Source organism: Flavobacterium sp. (genome assembly GCF_044376915.1).
Taxonomy (GTDB): Bacteria; Bacteroidota; Bacteroidia; order Flavobacteriales; family Flavobacteriaceae; genus Flavobacterium.
The window spans coordinates 1-20,641 of sequence record NZ_JBILKB010000004.1 but is presented as its reverse complement, the minus strand read 5'-3'; the positions used below and the strand labels follow the sequence as shown (position 1 = coordinate 20,641).

General features: G+C 37.4%; 14 protein-coding genes and 1 tRNA gene. 5 read left to right on the top strand and 10 right to left on the bottom strand.

Translation table 11 applies throughout. The features are described from left to right. Window positions 1-9: 9 nt before the first annotated feature. The 3 genes from ACIQ6Z_RS00745 to ACIQ6Z_RS00735 are packed head-to-tail and all read left to right on the top strand — an operon-like array spanning window position 10 to window position 2,486. Window positions 10-912, top strand: coding sequence for a glycosyltransferase (locus ACIQ6Z_RS00745; protein WP_396209031.1), 903 nt, complete (start codon window positions 10-12; stop codon window positions 910-912). A gap of 57 nt (window positions 913-969) precedes the next feature. Next, the gene (locus ACIQ6Z_RS00740) at window positions 970-1,716 is read left to right on the top strand and encodes an MlaE family ABC transporter permease (RefSeq protein WP_396209055.1); all 747 of its coding nucleotides are present in this window, start codon (window positions 970-972) and stop codon (window positions 1,714-1,716) included. Further along, window positions 1,716-2,486 carry an ABC transporter ATP-binding protein gene (locus tag ACIQ6Z_RS00735; RefSeq protein WP_396209030.1) on the top strand — a complete coding sequence of 257 codons (771 nt, stop codon included), beginning with the start codon at window positions 1,716-1,718 and terminating at the stop codon, window positions 2,484-2,486. The genes ACIQ6Z_RS00740 and ACIQ6Z_RS00735 overlap by 1 nt, the downstream gene beginning before the upstream one ends. A 28-nt stretch (window positions 2,487-2,514) precedes the next feature. Here the strand turns inward: ACIQ6Z_RS00735 and ACIQ6Z_RS00730 are convergent, their stop codons facing one another. From ACIQ6Z_RS00730 to porU, 7 genes are all read right to left on the bottom strand, one after another. Continuing rightward, window positions 2,515-3,117, bottom strand: coding sequence for a SprT-like domain-containing protein (locus ACIQ6Z_RS00730; RefSeq protein ID WP_396209029.1), 603 nt, complete (start codon window positions 3,115-3,117; stop codon window positions 2,515-2,517). Window positions 3,118-3,121: 4 nt separating this feature from the next. Further along, window positions 3,122-3,799, bottom strand: coding sequence for an SDR family NAD(P)-dependent oxidoreductase (locus ACIQ6Z_RS00725; RefSeq protein WP_396209028.1), 678 nt, complete (start codon window positions 3,797-3,799; stop codon window positions 3,122-3,124). 81 nt (window positions 3,800-3,880) lie between these two features. After that, window positions 3,881-5,476, bottom strand: coding sequence for a 2-oxo acid dehydrogenase subunit E2 (locus tag ACIQ6Z_RS00720; RefSeq protein WP_396209027.1), 1,596 nt, complete (start codon window positions 5,474-5,476; stop codon window positions 3,881-3,883). A 5-nt stretch (window positions 5,477-5,481) separates the two neighbouring features. Beyond that, entirely contained in the window at window positions 5,482-6,480 is a 999-nt protein-coding gene (gene pdhA / locus ACIQ6Z_RS00715) for a pyruvate dehydrogenase (acetyl-transferring) E1 component subunit alpha (protein ID WP_396209026.1), read from the bottom strand. A 154-nt stretch (window positions 6,481-6,634) separates the two neighbouring features. Next, window positions 6,635-7,114, bottom strand: a complete 480-nt coding sequence (locus ACIQ6Z_RS00710) for a cytidine deaminase (protein ID WP_396209025.1) — start codon at window positions 7,112-7,114, stop codon at window positions 6,635-6,637. 61 nt (window positions 7,115-7,175) lie between these two features. Then, on the bottom strand, window positions 7,176-8,387 hold the full coding sequence (gene porV, locus ACIQ6Z_RS00705) for a type IX secretion system outer membrane channel protein PorV (RefSeq protein WP_396209024.1): 1,212 nt from the start codon (window positions 8,385-8,387) through the stop codon (window positions 7,176-7,178). A gap of 39 nt (window positions 8,388-8,426) precedes the next feature. Next, window positions 8,427-12,290 carry a type IX secretion system sortase PorU gene (gene porU, locus ACIQ6Z_RS00700; RefSeq protein ID WP_396209023.1) on the bottom strand — a complete coding sequence of 1,288 codons (3,864 nt, stop codon included), beginning with the start codon at window positions 12,288-12,290 and terminating at the stop codon, window positions 8,427-8,429. Window positions 12,291-12,497: 207 nt separating this feature from the next. Here porU and gldJ point away from each other — a divergent pair, with 207 nt between their 5' ends. Together gldJ and murF are read left to right on the top strand one after the other, a co-directional pair. After that, window positions 12,498-14,213 (top strand): gliding motility lipoprotein GldJ, encoded by a 1,716-nt coding sequence (gene gldJ, locus ACIQ6Z_RS00695; protein ID WP_396209022.1) that lies wholly within the window; start codon window positions 12,498-12,500, stop codon window positions 14,211-14,213. Window positions 14,214-14,290: 77 nt separating this feature from the next. Further along, on the top strand, window positions 14,291-15,574 hold the full coding sequence (gene murF, locus ACIQ6Z_RS00690; RefSeq protein ID WP_396209021.1) for a UDP-N-acetylmuramoyl-tripeptide--D-alanyl-D-alanine ligase: 1,284 nt from the start codon (window positions 14,291-14,293) through the stop codon (window positions 15,572-15,574). Window positions 15,575-15,605: 31 nt separating this feature from the next. Here murF and ACIQ6Z_RS00685 read toward each other — a convergent pair whose 3' ends face one another. The 3 genes from ACIQ6Z_RS00685 to ACIQ6Z_RS00675 all read right to left on the bottom strand — a co-directional run bounded on the left by ACIQ6Z_RS00685 (window position 15,606) and on the right by ACIQ6Z_RS00675 (window position 20,614). Beyond that, window positions 15,606-15,800, bottom strand: a complete 195-nt coding sequence (locus tag ACIQ6Z_RS00685; protein ID WP_396209020.1) for a hypothetical protein — start codon at window positions 15,798-15,800, stop codon at window positions 15,606-15,608. 14 nt (window positions 15,801-15,814) lie between these two features. Then, window positions 15,815-20,047, bottom strand: a complete 4,233-nt coding sequence (locus ACIQ6Z_RS00680; protein ID WP_396209019.1) for a GEVED domain-containing protein — start codon at window positions 20,045-20,047, stop codon at window positions 15,815-15,817. Window positions 20,048-20,543: 496 nt separating this feature from the next. Further along, a tRNA-Lys gene (locus ACIQ6Z_RS00675) sits at window positions 20,544-20,614 on the bottom strand. Window positions 20,615-20,641: the final 27 nt, after the last annotated feature.

Here is a 20,641-nt window from a genome sequence, read left to right as displayed (position 1 = left end):
AGTTTTATAATGAACAATACAAATTCAACACAAAATACTTCCAACTCACCCTTCGGGGGCTGGGGGGCTTACTACATAATTATTCCCACCTATAACGAAGAAAAATGTATTGCATTAACCCTGCAATCTTTAGTAGAACAAACTGTTTTACCAACAAAAATCGTGGTGGTAAATGACAATTCAACGGATAATACTCCAGCAATAGTTTCTGAATTTGCTGCAAAATTTCCGTTTATCACTTTGGTAAATAAAAAATCAGATGCCATTCATTTACCTGGGAGCAAAGTTATTCAGGCATTTCATGAAGGTGAAAAACATATTGATGAAGCATACGACATCCTTGTAAAAGTTGATGCCGATTTAATTTTTCCGAGCAACTATTTTGAAACCATTATAGGCCATTTTCAATCGGATGCAACGGTAGCGATGGTTGGCGGATTCTGCTACATTGAAAAGAATGGCGATTGGGTTTTAGAAAACCTAACCGATAAAGACCATATTCGCGGTGCATTAAAAGCATATCGTGCGGCAGCCTATAAACAAATAGGCGGACTAAAACCGGCTATGGGTTGGGACACCGTAGATGAATTACTTTGTAAATTTTACGGATGGAATATTGTGACCGATTCCCGTTTACAGGTAAAGCACTTAAAACCAACCGGTGCAAGTTATAACAAAGCGGCACGTTACAAACAAGGTGAAGCTTTTTATAGTTTGGGATACGGTTTCCTTATTACAGCAATTTCTTCTTTGAAATTAGCCATGAGAAAAGGAAAACCTTTTTTGTTTGTAGATTATCTCATGGGCTTTTGGAAAGCTAAATCAGCAGGAAAACCAATATTTGTTACATCAGAACAAGCCCGATTTTTTAGAAACTACCGCTGGAAGAAAATGAAAGAGAAGTTGTTTTAACTAATCCAAAAAAATATAGTAATTTTACTGCAATTCTAGACATTGAACCCAGATAAAATGATGCTCGTTCGCTACTTATCGGAAATAGGAAAGTATTTCATCATGTTGAAAGAAATCTTCAACAAGCCTACCAAATGGTCGGTGATGAAACAATTAATCTTGAAAGAAATTGACGACCTTATTGTAGGTTCGTTAGGTATTGTAGCCTTTATATCCTTTTTTGTGGGAGGGGTAGTTTCCATACAAACGGCTTTAAATTTAACCAATCCATTGATCCCTAAATATTTAGTAGGTTTTGCTACCCGACAATCGGTTATCTTAGAATTTGCCCCTACTTTTATCTCCATCATTATGGCGGGTAAAATGGGCTCGTTTATTACTTCAAGTATAGGAACCATGCGGGTAACCGAACAAATCGATGCTTTAGAAGTAATGGGTGTAAATTCATTAAACTATTTGGTATTTCCAAAAATAATTGCCCTACTCCTTTATCCATTCGTCATAGGACTGAGTATGTTTTTAGGAGTATTAGGGGGTTGGATGGCTGCTGTTTATGGAGGTTTTACGAGTAGTGCCGAATTTGTATCCGGTTTGCAAACTGAATTCATACCCTTTCACATCACCTATGCGTTTATAAAAACCGCCACATTTGCCTTACTTCTTGCTACCATTCCTTCTTATCATGGCTATTACATGAAAGGTGGCGCTTTGGAAGTTGGACAAGCGAGTACGGTTTCCTTTGTTTGGACTTCCGTAGCAATTATTTTGATGAATTTTATTTTAACACAACTTTTATTGAGCTAATGATTGAAGTAAAAAACATCGTAAAAAAATTTGGAGATCAAACCGTCTTAAAAGGAATTTCGACGCGATTTGAAGCAGGCATGACCAATTTAATAATCGGACAGAGTGGCTCGGGTAAAACTGTTTTCTTAAAAAGTTTATTGGGCATTCACACACCCGATGGTGGTACTATTTCATTTAACGGCAGAATTTATTCCGAATTGTCAAATGATGAGAAAAGAACTTTACGAACAGAAATTGGAATGGTTTTCCAAGGAAGTGCGCTGTTTGACAGCATGACTGTGGAAGAAAATGTAGGATTTCCATTAAAAATGTTTACTAATAATACACCCAAACAAATTAAAGAGCGCGTGGATTTTGTCATTGATCGTGTCAATTTAACCAATGCCCATGAAAAACGACCATCTGAAATTTCAGGAGGTATGCAAAAAAGGGTTGCAATAGCTCGTGCAATTGTAAATAACCCCAAATATCTTTTTTGCGACGAACCAAATTCGGGATTAGATCCTAAAACTGCCATTGTCATTGATAATTTGATTCAGGAAATCACGCAAGAATACAACATTACAACCGTAATTAATACACACGACATGAATTCGGTTATGGAAATCGGGGAAAAAATTGTCTTCCTAAAAAATGGGTTATTGGAATGGGAAGGTTCTAACAAAGAGATTTTTAAAACCGATAACGAAGCAGTTACCGACTTTGTATATTCTTCTGAATTGTTCAAACGCGTAAGAAAAATGTATTTAGAAGATGATGTAAAATAGTCAAATTGATATTTGACACTATTTACAGCTAATTTGGCAACAACTCAACCTCAGCATTAGGCTGAAAAAGATACAAGCGTCCAGAACTAATCTCTAAACACTCATACCGCTTTACGCGCAAGGCAATTTTCTTGAAAATTTTACCATTCGAAATCCGAAAATGACTTCCCATCGGAATTTCAAAAATATAATTTTTATCCGTTTCTTTTTGGTCAAACTGTTTTAAGGCTAATGCTAATTTTGCATCCGTATCACTACTCGCTTTTGGGTTTCTAAAATGCTTTGCCAATAAAGACAACAATTGATGGGGAAAAATTTCGGGACGAATGAAAGGCACCATCAAACGCTGAAAAGTAAGTTTCCATTCTTCGCCGTGAGGTTTGATATTACGACCAAATTTTTCAAACGCCACCAAATGTGCAATTTCATGAATTAAAGTGATTAAAAATCGGTATTTATTCAAACTAGCATTTACTGTAATCAAATGAAACCCTTGGGCATCTTTTCGGTAATCGCCATGACGTGTTTGACGCTCATTGACAATTTTTAAATGCACATGATTGTCTTTGATTAACTCAAAACAATGAGTAACCGCGTGTTCGGGAAGGTATTTTTGTAAAACTTCGCTCAATTATTTATGGAGTTGACGATGAAACTTGGAGTACTTTTCCGTTGTAAAATGTATTTCCGGTTAAGGCAAAATTAAAAATATAATCGGCCATTTCTTTGGCAGAAATTGGCGCTTCATATCCTGGAAAAGCTTCTTGTAGCATTTCTGTATTTACAGCTCCAAGTGCTAAAACATTGAAAGCAATTCCTTGTTCTTTGTACTCTTCAGCCAATAATTCAGAAAGCGTTATAACCGCTCCTTTACTGGAAGAATAAGCCGCTAATCCAGCGAATTTCATACTGCCTTGAATACCGCCCATCGAACTAATGGTTACCACATGACTTCCCTTTTGCATAAATGGAATGCAAATTTTGGTAAGTTCCGCTACTGCAAAAACATTCACTTTATAAACATTTTGAAATTCATCTGCAGTAATTTGACCAAAAGGCTTATGCAATAAATGCCCAGCGTTATGGAGTAAAACATCCACTTTTTTCCAGGTTTGCGCAATGAATTTCTCCACTTGTAGCAAATCTTTAGCTACCGAAATATCGAGTGACAAACACGAAATATTTGGGTGTTCCATTAAAGCTTGAGGTGTTTTACGCGAGATTGCTAAAACTTGGTGACCGGCATTCGCAAATTGTAACGCCAATTCATAACCTATTCCTCTCGAGGTCCCTGTGATGATAATATTTTTCAAAATAGTTGTTATTTTTAAGTAAAAATAAGAAATAAAAAAATCCCGAAGAAATTTCGGGATTCTAATATAGTAAATATAATGTTAAGCCAACATCGTAACCGGATTTTCCATAAACGCTTTAAACGTTTGAAGAAATTGAGCTCCTGTTGCGCCGTCAACTGTTCTGTGATCGCAAGCTAAAGTTACCACCATTGTGTTTCCAACAACGATTTGTCCGTTTTTAACCACTGGTTTTTCAATGATAGCCCCTACCGATAAAATAGCAGAGTTGGGCTGATTGATAATAGAAGTAAACGATTGGATGCCGAACATGCCTAAATTTGAAATGGTAAAAGTACTTCCTTCCATTTCGGCAGGTTGAATTTTTTTAGCTTTTGCTTTTCCGGCTAAATCTTTCACGCTGGCACCAATTTGTGTTAAACTCATTTGGTCTGTGAATTTCAAAACAGGAACCATTAATCCGTCTTCAACGGCTACCGCAACCCCAATGTTCACGTGGTGATTAATCACCATAGCATCTTCTCTCCACTGAGAATTTACTTGTGGATGTTTTTTCAATGCCATCGCACTAGCTTTAATAACCATATCATTGAAAGAAACTTTTGTTTCTGGTAATCCATTAATCATGTTTCGAGAAGCAATTGCATTGTCCATATCCAACTCAATAGTTAAATAATAATGCGGTGCCGTAAATTTAGATTCTGATAATCGTCGTGCAATGGTTTTACGCATTTGCGAATTGGTAATTTCTTCTTTGAAAACTTCACCTGCAGGAACAAATGGTTTCACCGCTGATACTGTTGCTGTTGCTTCTAAAACAGCAGTAACTGGTGATGCAGCAGATGATGGTGAGAAATTCTCAATATCATTTTTAACAATTCGACCGTTTTCGCCCGAACCTTTTACTTGTGCTAAATTGATTCCTTTATCTTGGGCAATTTTTTTTGCCAGGGGCGAAGCAAAAATTCTATCGCTAGTGTTTGTAGATTGTTGCGTACTGTTTGCAGTTGCCTGTTGAGCAAGAGTATTTTCTTCGGCTTTTGGCGCTTCAGCTACCGCACCTACTTTATAATTTGCAGCTATTTCGGATACATCCGTACCAGCAGGTCCTAAAATAGCTAAAATAGTATCCACTGGAGCCGAATCACCTTCTTGAATGCCAATATATAAAAGTGTACCCGCATTAAACGATTCAAATTCCATAGTCGCCTTATCGGTTTCTATTTCTGCTAAAATATCGCCTTCTTTAACGGTATCACCTACTTTTTTCAACCAAGTCGCTACCGTTCCTGTAGTCATCGTATCTGACAAACGCGGCATGGTAATTACTTTAACATTTGCAGGAATCGTTACTTCGCTTAAAGCAGTTTCTTTCGTGTCTGTCACGACTTTCGCTTCTGTAGCAGTACCACTTACTAAAAGCGCCGAAATATCTTCACCACTTTTCCCAATAACTGCTAATAAGGAATCAACCGGAGCCGATTGACCTTCTTGAATTCCAATATGCAATAAAACACCATCGTGAAATGATTCAAATTCCATAGTCGCTTTATCGGTTTCAATTTCTGCAAGTATATCCCCGGTTTTAATGGTATCTCCCACTTTTTTCAACCAAGTGGCTACAACTCCTTCAGTCATTGTATCACTTAAACGCGGCATTGTGATTATTTGTGCCATACTCTTTATAGTTTATGAGGAATAAATGGATAATTTGGCTCTTCGTACACCACATCGTATAACTGATTCACTTCTGGGAAAGGAGATTCCTCAGCAAATTTTTCACATTCCGATACTAAATCAGCAACTCTTTGATCAATGGCTTCGATTTCTGCTTCGGTTGCATATTTTTTCTCTTTTATTATATCTAAAACCTGAGTGATTGGATCAATTTTTCTATATTCTTCCACTTCTTCTTTGGTTCTGTACAATTGTGCATCAGACATAGAATGTCCTCTGTAACGGTATGTTTTCATTTCTAAGAATGTAGGTCCGTCACCACGACGTGCTCTTTCTATGGCTTCGTGCATGGCTTCCGCCACTTTTATTGGATTCATTCCATCCACAGGTCCACATGGCATTTCATACCCTAAACCTAATTTCCAAATATCGGTATGATTTGCGGTACGTTCTACAGAAGTCCCCATGGCATACCCATTATTTTCAACAATAAATACAACTGGCAATTTCCATAACATTGCCATGTTAAAGGCCTCATGTAAAGAACCCTGACGCGCAGCTCCGTCTCCAAAATAGGTTAATGTTACCCCGCCAGTTTCAAAATATTTATCTGCAAAAGCAATTCCAGCTCCTACAGGAATTTGAGCCCCAACAATTCCATGTCCACCATAAAACCCATGTTCTTTAGAAAAAATATGCATCGATCCTCCCATACCTTTAGATGTACCTGTTACTTTTCCATACAATTCAGCCATTACTTTTTTAGGATCTACTCCCATTGCAATAGGTTGCACGTGATTTCTATAAGCTGTAATCATTTTATCTTTAGACAAATCCATCGCGTGAATGGCTCCAGCAAGTACTGCTTCTTGTCCGTTATATAAGTGCAAAAATCCTCTAACTTTTTGTTGGATATAAACAGCAGCTAATTTGTCTTCAAATTTTCTCCAAAACTGCATGTCTTCATACCACTTAAGGTAAACTTCTTTGGTTATTGGCTTCATGATTGTTTGTTTTTTATTTCTATTGGTTGTCAATTGCTATGTACTAGCAATTTTACGAAAAGCAAAAATACTACATAGAATCGTACTGAAAAAATTAAATTCTATGATTTTTACGATTTTTTGTATTAAATCGTTAAAAAAATCTACGAAATCGTTATAGATGATTCTTGTCAAAAACCAAGGGTAAAATATTTTTCAAAGAATCCGATTTATAAATGGGTCCTTCAGCACCCATAAATAATATTTCGATAGGAATATCTTGCTTCATTTCATATTCTGCAATCGCTTGTCTACAACTGCCACAAGGCGGAATAGGCTCTTGTAAATTTCGATCATGTGGCGATGCCGTAATAAACATCTTCACCATTTTTGACGTTGGATAATTGGCCCCCGCATAGTAAATGGCAACACGTTCGGCGCACAAACCCGATGGGTAAGCTGCGTTTTCTTGATTTGACCCTTGTACAACAACCCCATTATCGAGTAAAATGGCTACTCCCACGGTAAATTTAGAATACGGCGCATAGGCTTTACTTCTGGCTTCAAAGGCTTGCTGCATCAATTCTTTTTCTTGTAAAGTCAAATCTTGTTTTGACAATATTGAAAGGATCGATTGGATGATAATTTGCTTCATACGTGTGGAAAAAAAATCCAAATTCTGTTGGAATTTGGATTGTGATTATTTTTATTTCAAATTATAATTCTTCGTATTCATCACCAAAATTAAAGGTCAATGAAAAACGCAAGGTATTTTCCAGCGGATTTCTAACCTTAGAAGCAGAAAACAAATAGGACACATCAATTTTGACTATATTATATTTGAACCCAGCTCCCATTGAAAAGAATTTTCGGGCACCTTTTAACTCGTGTTCGTTAAAATAGCCTAAGCGAAGTGCGAATGAATCTTGATACGAATATTCGGCGCCTAAAGCCCACGTAAATTCTCTCAACTCTTCTGAAAAACCATCTGGGGCATCATTAAAAGATTTAGAAATTCCTTGTGTCCATCCCATTTTTCTATAATCGCTTAAAGCCTGGGTATAGGCATCATCTGCTACATCTTGTTCGGCTTGATCAATAGAGCCATTATTGTTTGCGTCTACCGCCGCAACCAAAGCTGGTGGTGTTGGAACCAATAATTTTGTTACTTCAGCCGTTACACCTACTTTATTGTATTCATCAAAAATAAAATCAAATCCCATACCTAAACGCATATTTGCTGGTAAGAAATTATTATTAATTTCGTCGTTATCATAGCTGATTTTTGGTCCCATATTTTGGAAATTAAACCCGGCTCTCCATCGTCCGTTAAATTCATCGTATACAATTTCTTCAGACTGATAATATCCTGCCACATCTACGGCAAAAGTAGACGCTGCAGTTGCATCTGTAGCACCATCGGCAATTTTTAAACTGGAACGAATGTATCTACCGCCTACTGACATGGCAAAACGTTCGCTCAATTTTAAAGAATACGAACCATCCAAGGCCAATTCGTTTGGATTGACTACTCTTGGAATTTCATTAGGATCTCCCGTTTCTCTCAATTCAATATCTCCTAAACCAAAAAAACGTAACGAACCTGCAAAAGCACTTTGTTCGTTAATTCTATTGTAATAGGACAATTGCCCCAAGGCAATATCATTTGCAATACTTGTCAAATAAGGGGTATAACTTACCGAAAAACCTTGCTTTTGCAAAGAAAAAGCATATTTTGCCGGATTGTATTGTTGCGAAAAAGCATCTGCAGAAGTAGCAACACCCATATCGGCCAAACCGGCAGAACGTGCATCAGCAGCTATGAGTAAAAAAGGAACTCCCGTAGTGATCACTCGGCTATTATCTTCTTGCGCTTTCATCAATTGGCCCATCACCAAAAATGACGCTAAAAAAGCAATTTTTTTCATTTTTTAAAAAGATATTAATTTCACAAATATAACATTTTATTATAGGATTACAAGTTTCTCGTATTTATCAACCGATTTCCCCGTAGTCAGCGATTTGACGGTTAATTTATACATATAAACCCCTTTTCCTATTTTATCACCAAAATCGTCTTTTCCGTCCCAAGTTACAGACCGACTCAAAAAGCCATCGGTAAGCACTTGTTGCTGAATGGTTTTGACCAATTTACCAGAAACGGTTAAAATTTGTACCTGCACTTCTAAAGGTTCAAAAGGCATGTTGTGATTGAACCAAAACTCCGTATAACTTACAAACGGATTCGGATAATTCAATACTTTCTCAATACGCAAGCCTTCCTCAGAACAAATAGCATTGAATTGAATTTCAGTCGTTATTAAATTGTTATACACATCCCAAGCCTTGACCACTAAAGTGTGCAATCCAGGTGTTAAATCCCTAAATGGAAAACGAATAATGCCTTTTGTAAAATCGTTATTTTCAGTTTCATAGTATTCATTCAACACATACGGATTGGACTCATTACCATCTAAAATTGCTACTAAATCATGTCCTATTCCACTGGCTGTATTGATACCATTTGCATCGGACAAAAACGCCAACAAAACGGGCGAACAATTTGTAATTCCTCCTGAAATAAAAGACTCATCATTCATATGTAAACGAAGCGTTGGTGGGGTTGTGTCAAGAGGTGCATTATTGTTCACACCACCCACCTGAACCGACAAATCTACTCCGGTTTGATCTTCTAGTGGCGTTCCTTCTGTTTTTGCATAAAAACTAATTTTTCCAGTTCCAACCGGAATTCGAATGTCTTGCGGGACTACAAAACTGAATTCAAATTGCCCATTTTCTACAGTTGCATTACCTCTAAATAATGTTTCGCCCAAGGTCACAAAATTCATTATGATTAAACCGTTAGAATCCGTTATTCCATCATTTCCCAAAGTACTTCTGTTAATCGGTTTGTCAAAAAATTGAACGGCTAAATCTCCCGAATAATTGGAAAGTAATTGATCGTTTTCATTTCGCACCTCTCCTGCTATTTTTACGATACTCAATGCTTGTAACACAGGTAATGGTTGGTTCACTGGTACATCATTTACTTTGGTCAGTACAATTTTAGACTTGGGAATGGCTAATTTCAATGCGGGATCACCTATGTAAAAAACAACTCTTCGGTTATCAGATCCGGTAGCAATTTTTGTCAAACGCAAGGCTTCAGCAATCGTAGGATAATTGGTAGATCCATAAGCATATAAGGCTTCCGTTAATAGATTATTCATGGTAAAACCAGTAGAAACCCCAATTTGTCTTGTAGTCGCAATTAAACCAATAGCACCTCCAGCTTTATTCCAATACATATACTCGCCACCAGTAGGTCGGTTGGGATCATCAAAACGGGTAAACTCACACGTGATGGTTACAAATAAAGGATAGCGGTAGCGATTCGTTAAATTTTGAGCTTCTAACTTTTCAAATAAACGTTCACGAGCCAAAAATTCTTCATTACCATGCCCAAAATAATTAAACACCAAGGCGCCCAATTGCAACGCATCTAAAAAATCTTTTTTGGCTTCGGGATAGCGTTCTCCCCCAGCGGCCACTTCTTGCACATAGGCGTCCGTATGTATTTTTTTAACGTTAACGAAAGGCTTTTGTGTGGTTAATTCATCGGCTAAATCATTCAAACCCACTTGTAGCGTAGCATCGGTGCTATTATCGGCATCATCTGAATAAATTACAAAATTATTACGCCATCTTCCATAAGATTTCTCGTCATGGTATTCCATCACTTTTTGAACCATTTCGGTCGCTTGTGTCGCAGTAGAAACGAGCATTCTGCCCACAGCAATATCTATTCCATCGAAACTATTGGTCATCGTACCTTCTGCATCATCCATTAATCCAAAAAAATCATCCGACATAAAGGAAGAATACAATGAGAAATTTGAAGCATTATTCGTTTCATTTGCCGCTGGATTAAATCCGTGAAAAACAGGCACTATATTAGTATTGTTGAAAATTCGATCTTTATAATCGTAAGACGCGTCCCCAAATAAATTTACATATTTCACTCGTTTATCGGGTGCAGAGGCATTCCAATAAACATATTTTATGCAATTGCGAATGGCCGCAATATCTTGTTTTCCGGAGGCAAACTCGTGGTAAATTTTTTCTAAGGCAACCACTCGCACACTCATTCCTGATTTGTTTCTATGAAAATTAGCTAGCGTTTCTGCTTGGTTGATTAGAAATTGTGGGGCGATGATTAAATAATCAATATCCTGAAAAACACCATTGGCATCGTTAAAAAGGCTTCCTTTAATGTTTTGGTTTTCAACGCGTGCATTAGATTCCTTCATGGGCAAATAAACATCCGCTTGATCCAGTGCTACATATTTTTTTGCCGTTCCCAAATTCACTTTAAATGAAAAAGAAGCCCCCGAAGTATTTGTATAGCTTGCAACATTATACAAATCGCTTACATCCCAAACTTGTGAAATTCCGGCTGCGTTGGTTATGGAATATTGCCCTACGCCAATATTAGTTTCGGCAGTATCATTAGAAAATTGAAATTGTTTGCCATAACCTATTAAATTCCGCTTGGCTTTCAAACGGATAAAATCGAGATACCCATTCGAATTGGGTACCCCGCCATTTGCAAAAGAAATCGCAAAAGAAATCGTAGGACTTGTAACTGAAAAAGTAGCATTTAATGCCGATTCAAATCCTTCAATTCCGCCATTGGGAACAATTTGAGGAAAGGTAACCGTCCCGATATCTTGACCATTTGCTTTAAAGTTAAATGATGAATTACCGAAAGACCTAGAAGCCGTGTTGATTTTTACTTCTACGGGAACCGTAATATCTATATTGGGAACCGTAAATGAAAAAGTTTGGGTATTATCTATATTGAATTGTTCCCCAAACCAGCGTCTGCCAACTTTTCCGGCATTGACCAAATCTTTTTCGTAACAAATTCGATCATCAAACTGAGCAAAGGTAAACATTGGGATTCCCGAAGGCTCAACAGCTGTAGTTATTCGTTTTCCTGTTCCTCCAGAAGTCGTAACATAATAATACGACTTGTCTGCAAAAAGATTCACATTCGTTAAACTTTCAGTATTCCATGTATCTATACCTTCTGCATAAAATAAGATATAATCAGATGGATCAAAAACACCGTCATCCTCCCCTATAAATTGTATGGCGTTTTCTTCTAAATCTATGGGGTATGGCGTTGCATTCGATAAAGGCAACATGCGTCCACCGTTACCATATATTTTAAGTGTCCTCGGATCCAAATTTACATCCATCCCCAAACTTTGAAGAAATATCTTTGAGATTTTATAAATGCCCGATTTTTCAACATAAAAACGATACCATTTGCCAGAAGCCAACACAGAATTTGAAAGTGCTTGTGGTGCAGCTGCTTCTCTATTAGTCAATGCAGTATTGTTTGTAGTATACCTAAAAGAAACTACTTTTTTATACGTCCCGGCTTCTTTGATAATAGGTGAAAATCTAAAGTGTCCTTTATAATTATCACGAGCTTTTACAATTTCGTATGAAAACTGAACCGAAGTAGGAATTGATTTTAAATCGATATCATACAATTCTGCTGCAGTAATAGTTTGGTAATTGACGGCAGATAGAGAAATGGAAAAATTGGACTGATCGAGAGGAATTACTTTTGAAAAAGTGACTTTTCTCAAAGTGGGATCCCACTCAAAATAATCCGATTGAAATTGAGGAACTTTAAACGAATAATTATCATACTGATAGGCAACATCTTTAGACCATTGCAAAGCTATAGTTTCGCTTTTTTGCGCAAAAAGGGCCGAAGAAAGTAATACAAACAGGATTAAAAATAACTTTTTCATTGGTTAAAAAACGTAAGTTTTGTAAATATAGTACAAAGAGAGAAAAATATTTTATGGAATACTAATGAATCACAATAAAATATTAATTGTTTCGTTAATGCTGTATGGATTTCCAGTAAAATATTTTTTTTTACAAATTTTAAAAAACATGTTGCATATTAATACATAATTATTATCTTGCGACACTAAATTTATTACCTACTAAGTATGAAAATTAAGAAAACTATGGCTTTAAAATTGTTAGTCGTATTGGCGCTAACAATTGGTTTTACTGGCTGCAGCAAGAAAGGTAGCTCAAAAGGCGGCTCTTCTGCTACGGGTTGGAAAATCAACGATAAGAAAGGCGGTTTCCAGTTTAACGACAAGTTTAAGAAGCAAGAAACTCCCCCAGGGATGATTCCGATTGAAGGTGGGACATTCACAATGGGTAAAGTACAAGACGATGTAATGCACGATTGGAATAATACCCCAAACCAACAACACGTGCAATCTTTTTACATGGATGAAACTGAGGTTACCAACAAATCCTATGCTGAATATTTATATTGGGTAAAAGCAGTTTTTCCTCCAACCGAAGAAAATTATAAGAACATCTATAACGGAGCCATTCCAGATACTTTAGTTTGGAGAAACCGTTTAGGATATAATGAAACCATGACCAATAATTACCTAAGACACCCTGCATATGCAAATTATCCAGTGGTAGGTGTAAATTGGATTCAGGCTACTGAATTTTGTAAATGGAGAACCAATCGTGTGAACGAAAACATCTTAGAACGTTCTGGATATCTTAAAAAAGACAATAAAGTTAGTTTAGGTACAGATGTTAAAGGTGAATCTTCTTTTGACACAGAAGCTTATGTGAATTCGCCTTCTAAATCATTAGGTGGAAATGATGCGGTTGTATTGAAAAAAGGAGTTAATGGAAAAAAACAAGTTGCCCCTGATGCTAAAAACGTATACGCACAAAGAAGTTCTGGGTTAATTTTACCAGAATACCGTCTTCCTACAGAAGCGGAATGGGAATATGCAGCTGTAGCACTTGTTGGAAATAGAGAATACAACATTTACAAAGGACAAAAGAAATATCCTTGGAATGGACAATATACCCGTTCTTCAAAAAGAACAAGTAAAGGAGACCAGTTGGCCAACTTTAAACAAGGTAAAGGAGATTACGGAGGAATTGCAGGATGGTCTGATGACGGTGCTGATATTACCAACGAAGTAAAACGTTATGCGCCAAATGATTTTGGTTTGTATGATATGGCAGGAAATGTTGCCGAGTGGGTACAAGACGTTTACCGCCCTATGGTAGATGATGAAGCAAATGACTTCAACTACTTTAGAGGTAACGTGTACACTAAAAACAAATTAGATGCTGAAGGGAATGCTGAATTAGTAACTTCTGACAACATCAAATATGATACCTTAAGTAATGGTAAAATTATTGCCAGAAACTTCCCAGGTCAAATTGCACAAGTTCCAGTGGATGAAAACGAAACCTATTTAAGAACACAGTTTTCAACGTCAGATAATAGAAATTTCAGAGATGGTGATCGTCAATCGACACGTTTCTTTAAATTTGGTGCTACTGATGAAGAAAATGCTGAAGGAGCATCCGAAAAATACAAAATGTATGATGCACCGAAACATAAGATTTCTACCGTAGTAGACTCTACAAATAATTCTAAAAAATTATTGAAACAATACGATAAATCAGACAAGAGAACTACGCTTGTAAATGATGATGTAAGAGTATACAAAGGAGGTTCTTGGAGAGATAGAGCGTACTGGTTAGATCCAGCTTCTAGAAGATACTTCCCACAAGATATGGCAACCGATTATATTGGATTCCGTTGTGCGATGTCTAAAGTAGGTCCTAAAACCGATAAAAAGACTCCGAGAGGAAATCCTAGACAATAATATTTTCAAATTACTATAAAAAGCCCTTTTGTTTAAAAGGGCTTTTTTTTATCTTCGTTGCTGATAAAACGTATTTCATGACACTAGATACCCTTCATTCACTTTTCCTTAGTTGTACGGGCGTAGCCACTGATACGCGAAAAATAGAAGATGGAAGTTTATTTGTAGCCCTCAAAGGCGATCATTTTGATGCCAACACATTTGCTAAAGAAGCCCTTGCTAAAGGCGCAAAATATGTCGTGATTGACAATCCCGATTATTACATTGACGAGCGCACTATCTTAGTTGATAACACGCTAAGCACACTACAAGAACTGGCTAAATTCCACAGGAACTATTTGGGTTTACCCATTATTGCCTTAACGGGAAGCAACGGAAAAACAACTACTAAAGAATTGATTCATGCAGTTCTCTCACAAAAATACAATACCCTTGCCACTATTGGCAATCTAAACAATCATATTGGTGTACCCTTAACCCTATTACGTTTTACTAAAGAAACCGAAATAGGCATTGTAGAAATGGGTGCCAATCATCAAAAAGAAATTGCCTTTTTGTGTTCCATTGCCCAACCCGATTATGGCTATATTACAAATTTTGGAAAAGCCCACCTCGAAGGTTTTGGGGGCGTTGAAGGTGTTATCAAAGGCAAAAGCGAAATGTATGATTACCTTATGGAGCATCAAAAAACGCTTTTTGTGAATCTTGACGATGCCTTACAAGATCAAAAAACGCGTTCGGCACAACGTTATACGTTTTCAACAACGGATAAAAACAGTGCTGTTTATATAGAAAATGTGGTGGCCGATCCGATGGTTTGCGTAACCTATAATGGGCTTTCCATCCATTCGCATCTCATTGGCATTTACAATGCTCACAATATTAATGCCGCTATTACTATTGGGCATTACTTTAAAGTCGACGATGCCGCCATTAAAACTGCTTTAGAAAATTACATCCCCGAAAACAACCGTTCGCAACTGATTCAAAAGAATGGCAACGAAATTATATTGGACGCCTATAATGCCAATCCGAGTAGCATGCAAGCAGCAATTGTCAACTTTCTTCAGCTCCAACAATTCCCTAAAATAGCAGTTTTAGGTGACATGTTTGAATTGGGTACGGAAAGCCCTTCCGAACACGCCAAAATAGTGGCCCAATTGGAAAACGAAACCGAGATTACCGTTTATTTTGTGGGCAAAGACTTTTATGCCCAACACATCGCCAAACCGCATCTGCATTTTTTTGAGACGTATGCAGCTTTTGCCGAAGCACTGCAAACAAAACTACCCGAGAACAGCCTCCTATTGATCAAAGGTTCGAGAGGTATGGCATTAGAAAAAACACTCGACTTGTTCTAAATAAAAAAGCACCCAAAAGGGTGCTTTTTTATTATACTAAAGATTGTCTCTTCTTTTTTATGAAGAAGTACATCAGTGCTACTCCTAGGATGGCCATCGGAATCACCCAGTTGTCTACCGGTACATCTTGTACATCGTCGACAAAATCTGGGGTTTGTGCTGCTATAAATTGTACTTGAGATAAGGCTACTAGTACGGCTAATTGTATTTTTCTACTTGTTTTCATCGCGCTTTTCTTTATTATTCTACAATCCATTTTACGTGTTGGGTTTTGCCTTCGGTGGTTACCGTAACCAAATAGATGCCTTGCGACAACGTTTGTGTAGGCGTAACCTGTAGGGCATTCCCTTGCGATTTTACCTGTACCGGTATGTTTTGACCCATTACATTGTACACCGTTACTTGTGCTGCTGTAATTCCTTGTACATAGAAATTAGCTCCTGCTTTCGCTGGATTAGGATATACAACCAAACCATTAGCAAAATCATCCGCACTTAGAGCACTCGGTTGGAATACAATTTTGAAACGGTTGGCCGCTGCTGTCGTTGCAGTGAAAGGAACAACAACTCCGTTTGTAATTTCGGTGTAGGTATTGTTTTGTGCATCGTATAAAAACGGTCTTTCTCCTTGGTAGTTGGTCAATTCAAACTGCCATTGGTAATTCGACTGACGCAAGTTGTTCAACTGTATAGGCAACTCCGAGTTTGCACTTGGCACAGATACACAAGCAATAGCCAAAGACGTATTGTTTTGAACAAAACTTACTTCCTCATCTAAATTGCTCATTTTTGTAGCATCTTCTGAAGTAACGTTCCAACTAAAGTTGTCGTTAAACAAAGCTAGTGTTCCTTCAATGTTTTGCCATTGGTTGTTGGTATTGGCTTGCAGGTTTACACGTAACAATCCATAATCGTTTGGTGAAGTTGTTCTGAATACCCCTGCTGAAGCATTAGCTACAGCTTTGTGACTTTCTGTAAATGTCATTGTAGCTGTTGGTGCTGTGTTTGCTTTTTTTACAAACACCGCTTGTCCTGGTTGAAGGTATTGGTTGAAATCAGACATTGGAGTATTATTATTAGATGACAAATCACGCGTTACATACCCGCCTCTTGCGTTTAATGTAGGGTCCCAATAGTAAACCACTCCGGTATTCATATTAGTTGCCGCGTCTAAAACTGTTTTTATATTTACTGGTGCTTGGTAAGGATTGCCTACAAAACTAAATCCTTCTGCAGCTTGATTTAAAGTTGGTGAAAAGTTTCCAGTATGTAGAGTACCTGTAGCTCGTAAAGTTGTTGCAGTGGCATTAGGGGTATTTGTAGATAAACTTATGGTTCTATCCCCACGTACCATCAAACGATACGGGGTTCCTGCGGTAAAATTGGTAAGTGTACTCATCACTGCCTCCCAAGCTCCTGAGGTATTGTTGAAAGTATATAAAGACGGATTATTAGTAGCTGTGGTATCAAAACCATTGTCGGCACCACCCGTTCCGGTGATGTGCGTACCAAAACCAGCTGTATTTACACCATCTTCTTGCCAGTTTTGTCTAATGGTTGTTGTTAAAGTATTCACACTAGAACTCAAGAAACGATACGCTCTTTTTGCAGGGATGTAACGTTCAACTTTCACATTAGTTGCGTTTGTAAGTGTTCCGGTTAACGGACCAAACATACCCGAACCTGTAGCGTCTGATTTAAAGGTTACGGCTTTGCCCCCAAAATCGGCTGTACCGGCAATCGTTAACGTTTTACCAGGGGCAATCGTTAAAGTACCCGTACCGCTAATCGTTAAACTTTTTCCAGCTGGAATTGTCATATCGGCATCTAATACAGGGGCATTCGTGCCATTTGAAGAAATAACAACATTATCACCAGTAGTTGGTACCGTATTTAACGACCAGTTACCTGCTGTGCTCCAAGAATTACTTGTGTTACCTATCCATGTATTAGGAGTTTGCTCAATTGTAAAATTATCAATAAAAAAATCTATATCTGCACTTCCATTACTTGTTCCTTCAAAGGCCCTAAAAGCAAATCGAACAGTTTGACCATTGTATGCTGATATGTCAACATTATCTACTTGACCTAAATTCGAAGGTACATTTGATGCATTATAAGTTTTTAAAACTGTCCAGTTAGTGTTTGAAGTAGAAACTAATAACTCTACTAAATCATCTGCTTCCCAATTAGTTACTGCAGTAGTTACATTCCAGTTAGTTGCCCCTACACTATATTTAACTCTAAATCCTGTTGCAGGAATTGTATAAAAAGAAGATAGTAACCACTCTGATCCGTTTGCTGCATCAATATTCATTTTGGCAGATCCTGTAGAACCTGAATTTAAAAAACCATCCTCAACCCAATCACTTGTACTTGAACTTCCTATGGTTGAAGGGCCTGCAGTTAAATCACCTAAATCACCTTCTTGCCAACAAATAGGTAAATAAGTGGCAAAATCAAAAATACTTGGGAAAACAGTAATATTACCACATTGTGTAGCTAATGTTGCAGCACTCGTCCAAGAGCTATTAAATCCACTGTAACAATTTGTTCTGACATATACAGAATAGCTTGTAGAAGCTGAAAGTCCAGTTAAACTAGCAGAAACTGTTGGCGCAGTTGTTGTCCCTGTTGCAATTAAACCTGCTGCTCCAGAACCAGCAGCTCCTGAAGTTCTTACTTCATATTCATATCCCGAAGGTGAACCAGATGGAGCGGTCCATGATATAGTTGCAGTGGTTGTAGTAATTGAAGAACTTGTAACTGCTGTAGGTACATTACAACTTAATGTAGTAAAAGTGGCGCTCGCCCAAGACGAATAATCTCCACCACCACAATTAGAACGCACATAGTAAGTATAGGCAGTTCCGCCTGTTAATCCTGTTAAACTTTCCGAAACTGTTGGTGCAGTTGTTGAACCTGATGTAACTAAGCCCGTAGCTCCTGACCCAGCAGCTCCTGAGGTTCTAATTTCGTAATAATAACCTGCAGGTGACGTACCACTTGTAGGTGCTGTCCAACCAATTGTTGCTGTTTGATAAGTAATTAAAGATGAAGTTAATGTAGTTGGTATATAACAAGTTGGAGCAACGACTATAAAAGTGTAATCTTCGGTTTCACTATTTGCTATAGCTGTATTACAGCTAAGTACGGATCCAGTAGCGTCTTTAACAACAATTCTCATTCTAGTATTTCCTATCAATGCATCTGATGGCACTGCAAAAATCCCAGATGGATTAGTAGTAGGTTGTGTAATTGTCAATAAAGGGGATTCATTTGTGTCAAGAAAATCTCCGTCTTGGTTCCAATCAACAAAAATACCAAAACTCGAGCCATCGCTAACTCCTGGAGAAGTCATAGAGAAATTTACAGTACTTCCAATATATTGACTTGTATTTTGTGAAGTAAAATCACCATATCCGTTAGTTGAGTATGTAGATGAATTATTTAAATTCGTTATTCCTCCAGTTATTGTAAAATTTGTGAAATAATCAGACCCTTGAGTTGATGGGCCTGTACTTGCACAATAAGTTACATTTACTAATAATGAATTTGAAGTACCAGTATTTCCAGAACAAATAACGTTACATCTATAATAAGTATTTGCAGTTGGTGTTGCAGTATAGGTAGCTGAGGTCCCCGAAGAAGCTACATTAGTCCACGTACTATTATTTGGTGAAGACTGCCATTGGTAGGTAACTCCAGTACCCGCGGTTGCATTTTGTAGAGAAAGAACAGTTGATGAACCACTAACAACAGGATTTACTGAAGCAATTGTGTTACCTGGCACAGGTGTACCTGAGCAAGCTGGCATTGAAGAAGATGAAATAGTTATGTCGTCTAAGCCCAAAGTTGGTCTTGTTCCAGATGTTATTGTTGATTCATTATAACAATACCACATAATTTGAACTGTCTCTGAATTATTAACTGCTGAAGGTAAAGTTATTGTTGGCATTACAGTCGAACTAATGGATGCATTGGCAGAATAAAAAATATTTGATGCTGTCGTACTAGCGTCAATAAAACTACCTGATGTCCCTATTCTATACATCAATCTTATACCATAAGTTCTAGCACCAATTGCAATAGTCCGTCCAGTCCAAGACACTTGAACATCCTGTCTCCCAATTGTATTGATAGATAATACTGCAGATCCTATACCAGCACCACCTGTATTATTAAAGCCAATCCCATTTGTCCCATTTCCGTATATAGTTCCGCTAGCAAAAGAATATGCCGAGGTATAATTTGCAGATGGAAGAGTTGCAATTAATGGATCAGTAGACCCATGTTTCCAAAAACGCATATTAGATGTAGTTGAAGAAGTTGACACTCCAGTTGTTGCATTGGAGCCAGTTGCACCATTTGTAGGATATTTATCTGATGCAACAGAAGAACTCCAGCCTGATAAAGTCCAATTTCCAGAAGACAAATCAAAAACAACCCCAGGATTTGTCTGCCCCCACCCCATACTTGAAAAAATCAGGATGAATAAACAAGTCAGGTATTTGATTTGGTTGGCGCAACTTAAAAGGTAGTTGTTTAAGTTGATAACTGGTTTTGTGAATGATTTTGTCATAAATGCAATAAAATAGGTTAATATGTAAGGTCTTGTTAGTTTTGAATTACTATAATTAACAATTTTACAAAAAATCAAACTTAATATTACATTATTTTCGATAAAACACTTAAAAAGTCGATAAAATACATTAGTTTGGTTTTATGATAACACGTTCAAAATGAGGAGTTTTTTGAGGCGGGAATCAATTTACTAGTTACGAATTACGATTTACGAATTACGAGTTACGGATTACGAGTTACGAGTTACGAATTTTCTTTGCGCTACGTTAGCCCTACAGCCCCTGTAAAAATTGTTATAATCAGCACGATAAAAATGTAACTAATAAATGCCCTGTAGTATCGTTTTGGCATAAAAAAAACTCCAACATTTCTGTTGAAGTTTTTTGTGGGCGATGAGGGGTTCGAACCCCCGACTCTCCCGATAAAATCGGGATGCTTTGAACCAGCTGAGCTAATCTTTACTATTTATTAATTGTTGAATTTT

What these genes read in the sequence shown, in the direction of transcription:
- ACIQ6Z_RS00745 (WP_396209031.1), top strand. Translation starts at nt 10, where the DNA reads ATGAACAATACAAATTCAACACAAAATACTTCCAACTCACCCTTCGGG.
- ACIQ6Z_RS00740 (WP_396209055.1), top strand. Translation starts at nt 970, where the DNA reads ATGATGCTCGTTCGCTACTTATCGGAAATAGGAAAGTATTTCATCATG.
- ACIQ6Z_RS00735 (WP_396209030.1), top strand. Translation starts at nt 1,716, where the DNA reads ATGATTGAAGTAAAAAACATCGTAAAAAAATTTGGAGATCAAACCGTC.
- ACIQ6Z_RS00720 (WP_396209027.1), bottom strand. Translation starts at nt 5,476, where the DNA reads ATGGCACAAATAATCACAATGCCGCGTTTAAGTGATACAATGACTGAA.
- pdhA (WP_396209026.1), bottom strand. Translation starts at nt 6,480, where the DNA reads ATGAAGCCAATAACCAAAGAAGTTTACCTTAAGTGGTATGAAGACATG.
- ACIQ6Z_RS00710 (WP_396209025.1), bottom strand. Translation starts at nt 7,114, where the DNA reads ATGAAGCAAATTATCATCCAATCGATCCTTTCAATATTGTCAAAACAA.
- porV (WP_396209024.1), bottom strand. Translation starts at nt 8,387, where the DNA reads ATGAAAAAAATTGCTTTTTTAGCGTCATTTTTGGTGATGGGCCAATTG.
- porU (WP_396209023.1), bottom strand. Translation starts at nt 12,290, where the DNA reads ATGAAAAAGTTATTTTTAATCCTGTTTGTATTACTTTCTTCGGCCCTT.
- gldJ (WP_396209022.1), top strand. Translation starts at nt 12,498, where the DNA reads ATGAAAATTAAGAAAACTATGGCTTTAAAATTGTTAGTCGTATTGGCG.
- murF (WP_396209021.1), top strand. Translation starts at nt 14,291, where the DNA reads ATGACACTAGATACCCTTCATTCACTTTTCCTTAGTTGTACGGGCGTA.
- ACIQ6Z_RS00685 (WP_396209020.1), bottom strand. Translation starts at nt 15,800, where the DNA reads ATGAAAACAAGTAGAAAAATACAATTAGCCGTACTAGTAGCCTTATCT.
- ACIQ6Z_RS00680 (WP_396209019.1), bottom strand. Translation starts at nt 20,047, where the DNA reads ATGGGGTGGGGGCAGACAAATCCTGGGGTTGTTTTTGATTTGTCTTCT.